Raw genomic sequence first — 13,311 nt, 5'->3', positions numbered from 1 at the left:
CCGGTGGGCTGCCCGTTGGGGCAGCGCCGGTCGCACCACGTCCCACCCTTCCGCCGGTCCCAGGACCGACCCGACCACCGGAGGATTCACGCCATGGGCGCAACCGCGACGCTGTCCGCCACGGGCCTGGCCGTGGTGCCGGGCGAAGACGTCACCTGCACGGTCGTCGTGCGCAACACCGGGGACCTGGTGGACGAGTTCACCGTGGACGTGGTGGGCGACGCGGCCGGCTGGGCCACCGCCGAACCCGCCTCGGTGAGCCTCGTGCCGCAGGCGTCCGCCTCGGTGGTCGTGCGGTTCGCGCCGCCGCGCGCCGCCGAGGTCGCCGCGGGCCCGGTGGCCTTCGGCATCCGGGTCGTCTCCCGCGAGGACCAGTACGGGTCGGTCGTCGAGGAGGGCGTGGTCGAGGTCGGCGCGTTCACCGACATGTCCGCGGAACTCGTGCCCGCCAAGGTGGAGGCGGGGGCGCGGGGCAAGTTCGAGGTGGCGATCGACAACGTCGGCAACCACCCGGTCGCGGTGCGGCTGCACCCGGCCGACCCGGACGGCGAGCTGGAGTTCAAGCTCGACCGGGCGGACGTCGTGCTCGCGCCCGGCACGGCGGCGTTCGTGAAGCTGACCGCCAAGCCGCGCACCACGTTCCTGCGCGGACCGTCGCAGCCCCGGCCGTTCCGGGTGGAAGTGGTGCCCAGCTCCGGGCCGCCGCTGGCCGCGGCGGGCATGCTGGTGCAGCGGCAGCTCCTGCCCAAGTGGCTGCTGCCCGCGTTGATCGCGCTGCTGGCGTTGGCGCTGGTGCTCGCGGCGCTGTGGTTCACGGTGCTGCAACCCGCGGTGAAGTCCGCCGCGCGGGAAGCCGCCGTGCAGCAGGCCGACCAGGTCAAGACGGCCGCCGACGAGGCGCAGGCGGGTGCCGGGCAGGCGCAGGAGCAGGCCAAGGAGGCCGAGGTGAAGGCCGATGCGGCGATGAAGGCGGCCGGTCTCGACCCGCAGGCGCCCCTCGGTTCGCCGCCCACCGCGAAGCCGAACCAGCCGGCCGAGGTGCCCGGCGACCCCACCGACTTCCGGGTGGCCGCCGACGCGGCGATCGTGGCCAACCCGGACGTGTTCACCGACTTCGTCTTCACGCCGCCCGCCGACAAGACGCTGCTGATCAGCGACATCGTGCTGCAGAACCCGCGCGGCGACACCGGGACGGTCCGGGTCGTGCGCGACGTCGAGGGCACCCGCAGCGTGCTGCTGGACCTGGGCCTGGCCAACTTCCGCGACCACGACCTGCACTACGTGGAGCCGCTGCGGTTCAAGAAGGGCGAGAAGATCGTCGTGCTGGTGAGCTGCCAGAACCCGGCGGAGAAGGGCAACTGCAAGCCCTCGGTGTCCTTCTCCGGCCGGGCGCTGTGACCACTGGCGCTGTGACCACGTCGGATCAGGTCGGATCAGATCAGACCTTCGCGGAGCGCGAACGCCACCGCGTGCGCCCGGTTGCGCAGCTGGAACCGGTTGGTGATGTCGTGCAGGATCGACTTGACCGTGCGCTGCGAGTAGCACAGCTTCTCGGCGATCTCCCGGGTCTCGAACCCGTCCGCGATCAGCCGCAGCACCTCGGTCTCCCGGTCGGACATGCCGGCCATGGTCCAGCCGTTGGGGTTGAGCACGTTGCGCTGCAACCGGGACACCCGGTCCAGCAGCCGGCCGAGCAGGTCCGGCGGGAGCGCGCCCTGGCCCGCCGCGGTGGCCTTCACCAGGCGCACCAACGTGTCGGGCGTCGCGTCGGACCGGCGGATCACCGCGGACACCCCGCTGCTGACCACGTTCAGCAGCTCGGGGTCGGCGATGTCGCCCGCCACCAGCACGATGCCCGCGCTGCCCGGCGCCTGGAGCCTGCGCAGCAGCTGCTGCGCCTCGCCGTCGAGCCGCTCCAGCACGACCAACGCCACCGGCGCGGGCTCGTCCTGGTCGACCAGCCTGATCTCCGGCCGGGACCGCAGCGCGGCGGTGACCCCGGCCCTGGTGATGGAATCCGTCGCGTGCAGGGCGACCGCGACCTGCTCTGCGTTCATCTCGTGCTCCCGCCCTCGTGCCCCGGATAACCCCGTACTCCCGATAACGCCCAGTGCTCCGATAACACCTAGTGCTCCGATAACACCTAGTGCTCCGATAACGCCTAGTGCTCCGATAACCCTGTCGCCATCGTCGCCACCCGGGGTGTCCCGGCACTACGGGCGCTGCGTCCCGATGTGTCCCGGCGCATCGCCCAAACCGGCCTGCTTCGCCCGGGACACGGCCTGGGCGCGGTCGGCCACGTGGAGCTTGCGCAGGATGTTCGACACGTGGTTGCGCACCGTTTTCGGGCTGAGCACCAGCGATCGGGCGATCGCGGTGTTGCCCCGGCCGTCGGCCATCAGCCGCAGCACGTCCCGCTCCCGCGTGGTCAGCTCCGGGAACGCCTCCACCCGCTCCGGCGGCGCGCTGCCGAAGAACGCCAGCAGCCGCACCGCGATCGCCGGGCTGAAGATCGCCTCACCCTCGCCGACGGACCGCACCGCCCGCACGATCTGCTGCGGCCGGGCCGCCTTCAGCAGGTAGCCCAACGCGCCCGCGCGCATCGCCGCGAACACCGACTCGTCGTCGTCGAACATGGTCAGCACCAGCACCCGCACAGACGGGTCGTGCGCCACGATCCGCCGCGTCGCCTCCACCCCGCCCAGGTCCGGCATGTTCAGGTCCATCACCACCACGTCCGGGCGGAGCGACGCGGCCATGGACACCGCCATCCCGCCGCCCGACGCCTCGCCGACGACGTCCAGGTCCGGCGCGGCGGCCAGCGCGGCGGCCAGCCCGTACCGGAAGAGCGGGTGGTCGTCCACGACCAGCGCCCGTAACGGGGTCATCCCGTCACACCCCGCCCACGACGGGCAGGTCCGCCACGACCACCGTGCCGCCCTCGGCGGAGAGCTCCATCCGCCACGTGCCGCCGACCTCGTTCGCCCGCTCGCGCATCGAGTTGAGCCCCACCCCGTCGCCCTGCTCCGGCACCGCGCCCACACCGTCGTCCACGACCTCCACGCGCAGGCAGCCGTCGAACCGCAGCCCCACCAGGCAGCACCGCGCACCGGCGTGCCGCACCACGTTCGTCAACGCCTCGCAGATGATCCGGTACGCCGCCACCTGCACCGACACCGGTAACTCCGGCAGGTCACCGCACCGCACGTCCACCCGCACCGGGTGCCGGTCGGTCAACGACGCCACGTGCGCCCGCACCGCGCCGACCAGACCGAGCCGCGCCAGCACCGCCGGGTAGGAGCCGGAGGCCAGCCTGCGGATCTCGTCGACCGCCGTGTGCGCCTCTTCCTCCAGCCGGGCCAGCAGCAGCCCGGCCGATGCCGGGTCGTGGGCGACCAGCTGCCGGGCCGCGCGCAACCCCAGCGCGATCGCGGCCAGCGACGGACCCAGACCGTCGTGCAGGTCCCGCAGCAACCGGCGCCTCGCCTCGTCGGCGGCGTCGGCGGGAACGATGAACTCGCGGCGCATGTCCCCTCCCCCAAGTGGGTGAGCGCGCGGGCTGCCTCGCCGTGACGGTGGGCCGCCTCGCCTGTAGGGGAAGTCGTCCTGCCCGCACATCCCGTTTCAAACCTCGACGATGTTCCACCTTTGGAGGTAACGAAACCCGAATGCGGTGACGGAACGACGTATCACGGCGGCCCGACCGTGCTCCATACGGATAGCGAGGACCACAGGAGGGCGTGGAATGGGGCAGACGAGTGGCCGGGCGGTACTGCAGGTGCACCCGACCAGGCTGTGCAACCTGCGCTGCCGGCACTGCTACTCCAGCTCCGGCCCGGACGTCGCTGAATCGGTTCCGATCGCGGTGCTGTCCACCGTGGTGCGGGACGCGGCCGGACTCGGGTACGACGTGCTGAACGTGTCCGGCGGCGAACCGTTCCTCTACCCGGAACTGCCCGCGTTGCTGCGCGCGGCCCGTGCGGCGGGGATGCGGACGACCGTCACGACGAACGCGGTCGCGCTGACCCAGCGCCGGATCGGGCTGGTGCGCGGGCTGGTCGACCTGGTGGCCGTGTCGCTGGACGGCGACCGGTCGACGCACGACCGGATCAGGGGCCAGGAAGGGTGCTTCGACAAGGCGCTCGCCGGCATCCGCAGGTTCACCGAGGCGGGCATCCCGGTCGGCGTGATCACCACCCTGACCCAGGGCAACGCCACCCAGCTGGGCGACGTGGCGCTCGCCGCGGCCCAGTCCGGCGCCCTGCTGCTCCAGGTACACCCGCTCGAACCCGAGGGCGCCGCGAACCGGCTCATGGCGGGCGAACGCCCGGACGCGGTCGAACTCGCCTACGCGGCGGTGGAACTGGGCCGGATCGCCGAGGAGCACGGCCTCGCCGTCCAGCTCGACGCGGTGCCGCGCACCATGCTGGCCCGCAAACCGGAAGCCTTCATGGCGGTGCCGGTGGACGAGCCGCAGCCGCTGGGCCGGTGGCTGACCCCGCTGGTGATCGAGTCGAACGGCGCGGCGGTGCCGGTGTCCTACGGGTTCGACCGCCGCTACGGGCTGGGCAACATCCTGGACCGACCGCTGGCGGACCTCGCGGGCAGCTGGGACGCCGCACCGTTCCTCGCCCTGTGCCGGGAGACGTGGCAACGCCTGGTCGACGGCCGCACCGGGCCTCTCATCCCCTGGTACGGCCACCTCGTCCGGGCGTCCCGCGTCTCGCGCACCGCCACCGCCGGCCGTTAGACCGGCAGCTCGGCCGCTTCCCTGGTGTTGACCACCCGATCCGGTGTCACGCCGCACTCCTCGGCCCGCTCGCACCCGTACGAGAGCCAGTCCAGCTGCCCCGGCGCGTGGGCGTCGCTGTCGATCGAGAACGAGCACCCGAGCTCCAGGGCCAACCGCAGCAACCGCTCCGGCGGGTCGCGCCGCTCCGGCCGCGAGTTGATCTCCACCGCGGTGCCGTGCTCGACGCACGCCGAGAACACCGCCTCCGCGTCGAACGTCGACTCGGGCCGGCCCTTGCCGACCACCAGCCGCCCGGTGCAGTGCCCGAGGACGTCGACGTGCGGGTTGGACACCGCCGCGACCATCCGCCGGGTCATCTCCGGCGCCGGCATCCGCAGCTTCGAGTGCACGCTGGCGACCACCACGTCCAGCCGCTCCAACAACTCGGGCCGCTGGTCGAGCGACCCGTCGTCCAGGATGTCCACCTCGATCCCGGTGAGGACGCGGAACGGCGCCAGCTCGGCGTTCAGCTCCGCCACCACGTCGAGCTGTTCGAGCAGCCGGTCGGCGGACAGGCCGTTGGCCACCGTCAGCCGGGGTGAGTGGTCGGTCAGCGCCATCCACGAGTGCCCGAGGTCGCGGGCCGCCTCGGCCATCTCGCGGATCGGGCTGCCGCCGTCCGACCAGTCCGAGTGCGTGTGGCAGTCACCCTTCAGCAGCGCGCGCAGCGCCTGCCCGCCGACCACCGGCTCCCGGAACTTCGCGAGGTAGGCCGGTTCACGCCCGGACACCGCGTCCGCGATCACCCCGGCGGTGGCCTTGCCGATGCCGGGCAGGTCGGTCAACGTGCCCGCCGCGACCCGCTTCGCCACCTCGCCGTCCGGCAGCGCGGCCACCACCTGCGCCGCGTTGCGGAACGCGCGCACCCGGTAGGTGGGTTCACCCGCGCGCTCCAGCTGGAACGCCACCTGTCGCAATGCCCAGAGCGGATCCACGACGTCCTGTCTACTCCGCCCGGTGCGGTGACGCGCGCTCGGACCCCGTGCGGAACCAGAGGCCGCCGGGGGCCTGGCGGTAGCCGAGTGCCCGGTACACGGCGTCCACAAGGGACTGGCCCCGCTCGTTGACGCCGACGCCCTGGCCCATCCGGGTCATCGCGTACCCGAACGACATCCGCGACTCCGGCGCCGCGAACCCGAGCGAGCCGCCCATCCCCGAGTGCCCGAACGCGTCCTCGGACATCAGCGCACCCCGTTCCTCCGGGGGCAGGTAGTGGTTGTCGACCGCTTTCATGAACCCCAGCGAGAACCGGGTCGGCGCGAGCAGCATCTCGTCGTGCCCGGCCGACACCACCGACGACATCACCGGGATCTGCGTGTCGGCGACCAGCCGCACCCCGTTGTACTCGCCGCCCAGCGCCAGCGGCCGGTACATCTGCGCCAGGCCGCGCGCGTTGCTCATCCCGCCGACCGCCCCGAACTGCGCCGCGTGCGCCTCACGCGTGTTCGACGCGGCGACGTACCCGCCGCTGTTCGTCAGCAGCAGGGCCTGCATCGACTCGGGCCGGGTCATCCCCGCCACGTACAGCTTCGGCAGCGTGCCGCCCCGGTCGGCCGGGATGGTCGGTGCGACCAGCGGCTCCAGGTCCTCCGGCAACGTCAGCCAGAAGTCCAGCCCCAGCGGACCGGACACCTCCTTCTCGAAGAACTCGGCCAGCGACGCACCGGAGACCCTGCGGACGACCTCGCCGACCAGGTGCCCGAACGTCAACGCGTGGTAGCCGTGCCGAGTGCCCGGCGCCCAGAACGGCTCCTGCCGGGCCAGCAGGTCCGTCATCAGCCCCCAGTCGAACATCCCGCCCGGCGGCACCGGCTCACGCCACGCGGTCAACCCGGCCTGGTGCGCCAGCAGGTGCCGCACCAGCGCGTCCGCCTTGCCGTTCTGCCCGAACTCCGGCCAGTACCTCGTCACCGGCGCGTCAAGGTCCAGCTCACCCCGTGACGCCAGCACGTGCGCGCACAACGCCGTGGCGCCCTTCGTGCACGACCACACGTGCGTGATCGTGTCCTCCGTCCAAGGCCGACCGCCCGCGTCACCGCCCCACAGGTCGACCACGGTCTCGCCGTCCACCGTCACGTGCACGCCCGCGCCCACTTCACCGCGTTCGGCGAAGTTGCGCTCGAACTCGGCACGGACCTCGGCGAACTCGTCGGCGCAGCTGCCCTCGACCGTCATCGACCCTCCAGGTGCGGCGGTTGTCGCACCCATGCCACCACGGTGAGCCACGACACGTGAGTAGGGATTCCTCAGTCGGTAGGGCGCCGAGCCGGGGCAGCGGCTGAACTAGCACTTCTATATCGGGTCCGCTACCCTTGTGTACGTGGCTGGCTTGAGCGTGCGGGAAGCGGCACAGCGCTTGGACCTGAACCCTTCGCGTGTCCGGGCACTGCTCAAGGAAGGCGGCCTCACCGGTCGGCGGGTTGGATCCCAGTGGGTCGTCGACGACGATTCGGTGACGCGCCGGCTCGACATGGCCGCCTCGGCTCGTGGTCGTCCGTTGTCGCGCAGGAGCGCGTGGGGTGCGGCGGCGTTGTCGGACGGGCAGGCCACGCCCTGGCTCGCGAGCAGTGAGCGGTCTCGGTTGAGAACCCGGCTGGCCGGACATGCCGCAGACGGTGTCGACGTCTACCGGTGGTGGATGCGGAAGCGGGCTTCGGTCGCGCGCTACCGCATCGCCGATGCCGACATCGCCGAGTTGCTCGCGGACAGCGCTGTGGTGGCCGGTGGTATCAGCGCGGCGGCACCGTACGACCTCGGGCTGTCGTTCGCGGACGAGGCCGAGGTCTACGTGGGCAGCTCCGAGGTGGGCCGGCTCGTCGACGAGTTCTTCCTGGTCGGGTCAGGGCGCGGAAACCTGGTCCTGCACGTCGAAGACAGCGGTTCGGACTGGCACCAGCGCACCGCCCGGGTGGTCGACGGGGTGTCTGCCGTCCCTCGGCTGGTGGCCGCCGTGGACCTCCTGGACAGCGATGACACCAGGACGAGAAGCGCGGGGACACGCCTGCTCGGAACTCTTCTCCGCTTGGTGGCAGGAGGGCTTGGTCCGCGTGACTGACGAACTGCCGGCGGGCAGCAGCGAGGTGCTCGATGCACTGGAGGTCGTCAGCGGTGAACCTCGTGCCCGCCTCGACACCGCGCTCCGGGCGGCAGAAGCCGACACGGCGATCGCGGACGTGGAGCATGTCGTCGAGGCGCTGGATGCCGTTGTCCGGCGCGTCCGCCTCGCGCCGATCGCATTCGACGCCAAGGCACCTGTCATCGAGCCGCTCAAGCGGCTTGTGGTGTCGCCACCGGCGGTCCGCATGGCCGACATCGCGGTGTGGCGGAAACTGGTGAAGGAACTGCCCGTTCGGGTCGTGGACGTGGTGCGGGATCCGGTCGTACTACCGGCGATGACACGGCCCCAGGAAGCGGCGTGGTCGACCATCCTCGACCTCGAAGACGGGCTGGATTGCCACTGGTCGCTCATCGGCGGCCAGATGGTGGCGCTGATCAGCGTCGAACACGGAGAAGCCATTCCGCGGGCGACCACCGACGGGGACATCGTCCTCGGCGTCTGGCTCGATCGCGACGCACTGCGCGAGGCGAGCGCGTTGCTGACGGAGCGCGGGTTCAAGGAGGACGTCACCGGTGACGGATACGGCTACCGGTACCGGCGTGACACGGCCAGCATCGACCTGCTCGTGCCCGAGGAACTCGGCCGACAGCACCGGATCCCGACCACTGCGACGGGTCGTCGCGGGGTCGAGATGCCTGGCGGGAACCAGGCGTTGATCCGGAGCGAACGACTTCCCGTGCGGCTGGGTGATCGCACCGGCCTCGTGCGCCGCCCGAACCTCCTGGGTGCGCTGGTCGCCAAGTCCGTGGCCTCCGTGGTCGACTCCAGGGACCCCGACCGCCATCGTGAGGACGTCGCCATCCTCGCTCGGATCGCGCTGAACGCGGGTGCGTTCCGCGCCATGAGGCGTATGAGCCGGGACAAAGACCGCAAGCGGTTGAGGAAGGCCCTTGAGCTGATGCCGGACGGACATCCGGCGTGGCGGCGGATCGCCGAGCCGCAGGAGGTCCGCCAGGCGTTGGTCCGGCTGGCACTACCCGGGACCAGGCGGTAGGGCATTCCGGTACCCATCGGTAGGGTGAGTGGCCCATCGACGGGAGGTGGCCTGTTGTCGTCCTCGGGCCGGGCCTTCTTCGGCAGGGAAAGCGAACTGGCGGCGGTCTTCGACGTGGTCGGGCGGGTGCCGGCGGCCGGGTTGGTGACGGTCGTGGTGTCCGGCGAGCCGGGGATCGGCAAGTCCAGCCTGCTGGCCGAGACGTGCCGCCGGCTGCGCGACCAGGGCTGCGCGGTGGCCGCCGCGGAGTCGGACGACGTGAGCCGGCGCATCCCGTACGCGGCGGTGGCGACGGCGTTGCGGTCGGTGCCGGTGGCGGACGACGTCCGGGCCGCGCTGGACGCGTTGGACCTCACCTCCACGCCGGACGCCACCTGGTTCGGCCGCTCCTGCGAACTGGTCGCCCGCGTGCTCACCGGCCTCACCGCCGAACGGCCTGCCGCCCTCGTGCTGGACGACCTCGACCACGTGGACGACGACTCGCTGGCCATGCTCGCCGTCGTCCTGCGCCGCGTCACCGCCGCACCGCTCGTGCTGATCACCGCCGCCCGCACGCACCACCACAACCCCGGCGTCGGCGAACTGCTGGACCGCCTCGAACGCCACGCCGAGGTGGTGCGGGTGGAGTTGGCCCCGCTCAGCGGAGGCGACGTGGCGCGCATCGTGGAGACCGTCCTCGGCACGCCGGTCGACGACGGCCTGGCGCACGAGGTGCACCAGCGCGCGGACGGCAACCCGTTCTTCGCCGTCGAGATCGCCCGGTCGCTGCGCGAGCTGGACCTGGTCGCGGTGGACGGCAACCGGGCGCACCTCACCGTGTCGCCGTCGGCCATCCGGCTGACCAGGCGGGAGGCCGTGCTGCGCCGGGTCGCGCCGCTGGACCGGGACACCAGGGCGGTCGCCCGCGCGGTGTCGATCTTCCGGCGGGTGCGGCTGGACCAGATCGGGCTGCTCGCGCGGGTGTCGTCGCTGCCCGAGGACACCGTGGTGGACGCGTTCGACGGGCTGCTGCGCGCGCACATCGTGGTGCGCGACGACGACCGCGGCTACCGGTTCTCGCACGCCCTGGTCGGCGAGGCGCTGTACCAGGAGATCGGCCCCGCCCAACGCCGCCACCTGCACAGCCTGATCAGCGCCCGGCTCATGGACGACCGCGAGCGCGGCCTCGCCGTGGACGAGATGGAGCTGGCCTGGCACCTGGCCGAGTCCGCGCCGCCCGGCGACCTGCGCGCGATCCGGGTGATGGCGCGGGCCGCCGCGGCGAACCGCACCGGCGCGCCGGAGACGGCGGCGGCGTTGTGCGCGCGGGCGTTGGAACTGCTGCCGGTGGCCGCGCCGGAACGGGCCGGGCTGCTGGCCTCGCAGTGCCGCGCACTGGCACACGCGTCCCGCCCGGCCGCCGCCATCGCACCCGGCCTCGCCGCGCTCGACGTGCTGCCACCCGGCCCGGACCGGTCACGGTGCGCGGTGGTCGTGCTGACCAGCCTGTTCCTGGTCGGTCGGATGGCCGAGGCGCTGAGCCTGGCCGACGCGGAACTCGCCACCGGCGACGCCCCCGCCGCGTTGCACGCACAGCGCGCGCTTCTCCTCGTCTTCACCGGACGTCACGCCGAAGCCCTCGCCGCCGCCGACCGGATCGAGGCCATGCCGTTCACGTCCGCCGCCGAGGGCGTGGTGGTGTTCGACCGGCTCGCCGTGATCACGTCGATGCTGTTCCGGCACGACAAGACGGTCGAGTACGCCAACCGCTCGCTGCGTTCCGCCGCCGGCCAGCCCATCCTGGAACTGCAGGCGCTGGCCGTCGGCGCGTCGACGGGCGCGCTCGCGGGCCTCGTGCACGACGCGACGTGGCGCCTGCGCCGAGCCGAGGAGCTGCGGGAACGGACCGGCGGCCACGCGTTCCGCGGTGAGCTGGAGATGACGCGGGTGGCGCTGGACTGGTTCGGCGGCGCGTGGGACGCCTGCCTGGAACGCGTGGGCCGGGCCGCCGCCGAGCTGGAGTCGCGGCAGGAGCTGATGATGCTGGACGGCCTGCGCGCGATCGAACTGGAGGTCCGCACCTGGCGCGGCGAACTCGACGTGGCCGCCCGGCTGGCCGCCCTCGCGCCGCCGACCAGCCCGAACATGTCCCGCCTGCACGCACTCGCGCTGGCGGGCTACCTCGCCGCGCGGGGTGACGCGGAAGGCGCACGCACCACGCTGGTCGAGGCCGTCGACGAGGACGGCATGACCGCGTACAGCTGCGTGCTGCTGGGTCGCCTGGTCGAACTGGACCTGGCCCACGGTCGGGTGGAAGAGGCGCGGCAGACGGTGAAGCGGCTCTGCGGCGTGGCGGCCGACCGGGTCGCGCCGTGGACCGTCACCACCGTCCGGCGGGTCACGGGCCTGGCCGAGCGGGACGGCGACGTGCTCCGGGAGGCGGTGCGGGAGGCCGAGGCCGGCGGCCTGGTCTTCGAGAAGGCCCGCGCGCAGCTCGCGCTGGGCGTGGTCGACCGTGACGCCGTGCCGGAACTCCTCGACGCCTACGCCCTGTTCCAGCGCCTGGGCGCGCACGGCCTGCGCCGCCAAGCCGGCGGTCGGCTGCGCGAACTCGGCGCGAAGGTGCCGCGGGCCCGCGCCAAGGCACCCGGCGTGCTCACCGAGGCGGAGGAGAACGTCGCCCGGCTGGTGCAGCAGGGGATGCGCAACCGGGACATCGCCGCCGCCCTGCACTACAGCCCCCGCACGATCGAGGTCTACCTGTCCCGCATCTACGCCAAGCTGCACGTGTCCTCGCGCCTCGAACTGGCCCGCGCCCTGGACGCCCGCGCTTAGCGACCGTTTAGCCGGAGCGACCCGGACAGCGTGTCCGGACACGTACGATCCGCCCACGGCGGCGCCTCCCGCGGAGCCGCGGGTCCTGTCACTCGTGCGTTCCGGGGGGAATCCGTGAAGCGACTTGCCGACGTCCGCTTGCTCGCCCTGCTGATGGTCTTCTTGGTGGCGGCGGGGTGCGCCTCGCTCACCGAACTGGCGAACCTGCAGTCGCGGATCCAGGAGGAGGGGTACACCGAAACGTCGGTGTACCACCGGACGTCCAACGGCGTCGACACGTTGACCATCTCGGCGAGCACGACCGCGAAGGACGACGACGGCGAGCGCATCGCCCGGATCGTGTGGGACACCTACCCGGACGAGGTCGACCAGCTCGTGGTCACCGTCAACGGGAAGGCGAACTCCGCGTCCCACGGGCAGATGGAACAGGCGTTCGGTCCGCGCAAGATCAACCCGCAGGGGTCGGGCGGCGGATCGGTCGGGGGGTGGGTCGCCGGCGTCGGGCTCCTCCTGCTGCTCCTGCTCGGCGGCGTGATCGCCGTGCTGGTCGTGCGGAGCCGCCGACGCACCCGGCGGATCCAGCTGATGCACCAGCAGCCGCAGTACCCGTACTACAAGCAGCCCTGACCGCGAGTTCCCGGGTCCGCGGGCCGTCCGAGCCCGGCCGCCGCTTAGTTGTCGTGGAGACACCACTAACCCGCCGGTGACTTCCGGTGTTGCCTGGTGGGCGTGGAGGTCATCGCGGTCGCCGGTCGCCGGGAGCTGTCGTTCGACGGCTTCCGCTTCCCGCTGCCCGCGGAGATCGGCGACGCCTCCGCGCTGGCCCTGGCCCACCACGGCGTCACCGCTTGGCACCTCCTCCGGACCTGTGCGCACCTGCGGCAGGGCGAGTCGGTGGTGGTGCACGACGCGGCGGTCGGGGTCGGCGCGCTGGCCGTGCAGCTCGCGGTGAGCTTCGGCGCGGGCCGGGTGGTCGCCACCGCGCCGACCCAGGCGCAGCGGCGGCTGGCGGTGCGGCTGGGGGCCGACGTCGCGGTCGACTCCTCCGCGCCCGGACTCACCGAACGGCTGCTCACCGGCGGGCTGGTCGACGTCGTGGTCGGCCTCACCCCGATCCCGCTGCCCGCAGGCCGGTTGCCGACCAGGCCGCTGCCGACTGGGCCGCTGCCGTCCGGGCCGCTGCCGTCCGGGCCGTTGCCGTCCGAGCCGTTGCCGACCGGGCCGGTACCAACCGGTGCCGAGCCAACCGGTGCCGAGTCGACCGGTGCCGAGCCGATTGGTGCCGAGCTGATCGGTGCCGAGCTGACCGGTGCCGAGCTGACCGGCTGGCAGCCGAGCGCCGGGTTCCCGACCCATCCCGGCCCGGTCGACGGCGCGCTGGCCCTGCTGGCACCCTTCGGGCGGCTCGTCTTCCACGGCGAACCGGTCGACGTGGACCCGGTGCGGCTCGGATCCCGCGCGGTTGTGGGGTTTCGGTTCGCGGACTGCCTGGCGAAGCCGGAGATGGTCGTCGCCGCGCTGAGCGAGCTGACCGGCCTGACGTCCGCCGGCCGGCTGCACCCGCTCGCGCCCGCCCGGACCACCCGTTGAGGA

12 protein-coding genes are annotated in these 13,311 nt (G+C 72.6%); 7 read left to right on the top strand and 5 right to left on the bottom strand.

Going from position 1 to position 13,311, the window contains the following annotated elements:
* Positions 1 to 93: 93 nt before the first annotated feature.
* The gene (locus OQ02_RS28180) at positions 94 to 1,398 is read left to right on the top strand and encodes a hypothetical protein (protein WP_033441617.1); all 1,305 of its coding nucleotides are present in this window, start codon (positions 94 to 96) and stop codon (positions 1,396 to 1,398) included.
* A gap of 35 nt (positions 1,399 to 1,433) precedes the next feature.
* Here the strand turns inward: OQ02_RS28180 and OQ02_RS28175 are convergent, their stop codons facing one another.
* The 3 genes from OQ02_RS28175 to OQ02_RS28165 all read right to left on the bottom strand — a co-directional run bounded on the left by OQ02_RS28175 (position 1,434) and on the right by OQ02_RS28165 (position 3,528).
* Complete coding sequence (locus OQ02_RS28175; RefSeq protein WP_033441616.1) at positions 1,434 to 2,057, bottom strand: helix-turn-helix transcriptional regulator; 624 nt, start codon at positions 2,055 to 2,057, stop codon at positions 1,434 to 1,436.
* Between the two features lie 156 nt (positions 2,058 to 2,213).
* Positions 2,214 to 2,888: a response regulator gene (locus OQ02_RS28170; RefSeq protein ID WP_033441615.1), complete on the bottom strand. Its 675-nt coding sequence runs from the start codon at positions 2,886 to 2,888 to the stop codon at positions 2,214 to 2,216.
* A 4-nt stretch (positions 2,889 to 2,892) separates the two neighbouring features.
* The gene (locus tag OQ02_RS28165; RefSeq protein ID WP_033441614.1) at positions 2,893 to 3,528 is read right to left on the bottom strand and encodes a sensor histidine kinase; all 636 of its coding nucleotides are present in this window, start codon (positions 3,526 to 3,528) and stop codon (positions 2,893 to 2,895) included.
* 217 nt (positions 3,529 to 3,745) lie between these two features.
* Here OQ02_RS28165 and OQ02_RS28160 point away from each other — a divergent pair, with 217 nt between their 5' ends.
* Positions 3,746 to 4,750 carry a radical SAM protein gene (locus OQ02_RS28160; protein ID WP_033441613.1) on the top strand — a complete coding sequence of 335 codons (1,005 nt, stop codon included), beginning with the start codon at positions 3,746 to 3,748 and terminating at the stop codon, positions 4,748 to 4,750.
* Here the strand turns inward: OQ02_RS28160 and OQ02_RS28155 are convergent.
* Together OQ02_RS28155 and OQ02_RS28150 are read right to left on the bottom strand one after the other, a co-directional pair.
* Positions 4,747 to 5,727 (bottom strand): PHP domain-containing protein, encoded by a 981-nt coding sequence (locus OQ02_RS28155; protein WP_033441612.1) that lies wholly within the window; start codon positions 5,725 to 5,727, stop codon positions 4,747 to 4,749. The two genes, OQ02_RS28160 and OQ02_RS28155, sit on opposite strands and share 4 nt — an antisense overlap.
* A 10-nt stretch (positions 5,728 to 5,737) precedes the next feature.
* A complete protein-coding gene (locus OQ02_RS28150; RefSeq protein WP_081915998.1) occupies positions 5,738 to 7,000 on the bottom strand; it encodes a serine hydrolase domain-containing protein in 1,263 nt (420 codons plus the stop codon).
* A 112-nt stretch (positions 7,001 to 7,112) separates the two neighbouring features.
* On the opposite strand from OQ02_RS28150, the gene OQ02_RS41365 reads away from it, so the two are divergent.
* The 5 genes from OQ02_RS41365 to OQ02_RS46130 all read left to right on the top strand — a co-directional run bounded on the left by OQ02_RS41365 (position 7,113) and on the right by OQ02_RS46130 (position 13,308).
* Entirely contained in the window at positions 7,113 to 7,847 is a 735-nt protein-coding gene (locus tag OQ02_RS41365; RefSeq protein WP_156077350.1) for a helix-turn-helix domain-containing protein, read from the top strand.
* Positions 7,840 to 8,904, top strand: a complete 1,065-nt coding sequence (locus OQ02_RS28140; RefSeq protein WP_051772887.1) for a hypothetical protein — start codon at positions 7,840 to 7,842, stop codon at positions 8,902 to 8,904. Before OQ02_RS41365 ends, OQ02_RS28140 begins: the two co-directional genes overlap by 8 nt.
* A gap of 54 nt (positions 8,905 to 8,958) precedes the next feature.
* Positions 8,959 to 11,718: an ATP-binding protein gene (locus tag OQ02_RS28135; RefSeq protein WP_033441610.1), complete on the top strand. Its 2,760-nt coding sequence runs from the start codon at positions 8,959 to 8,961 to the stop codon at positions 11,716 to 11,718.
* 114 nt (positions 11,719 to 11,832) lie between these two features.
* Complete coding sequence (locus OQ02_RS28130; protein ID WP_156077349.1) at positions 11,833 to 12,345, top strand: hypothetical protein; 513 nt, start codon at positions 11,833 to 11,835, stop codon at positions 12,343 to 12,345.
* A gap of 102 nt (positions 12,346 to 12,447) precedes the next feature.
* Positions 12,448 to 13,308, top strand: a complete 861-nt coding sequence (locus OQ02_RS46130) for a zinc-binding dehydrogenase (protein WP_231500260.1) — start codon at positions 12,448 to 12,450, stop codon at positions 13,306 to 13,308.
* The last annotated feature ends 3 nt before the right edge of the window (positions 13,309 to 13,311 follow it).

It is taken from the genome of Saccharothrix sp. NRRL B-16314 (genome assembly GCF_000716595.1).
Classification (GTDB): domain Bacteria; phylum Actinomycetota; class Actinomycetes; order Mycobacteriales; family Pseudonocardiaceae; genus Actinosynnema.
The sequence above is the reverse complement of the archived record's forward strand: the minus strand, read 5'-3'. Positions and strand labels throughout refer to the sequence as shown.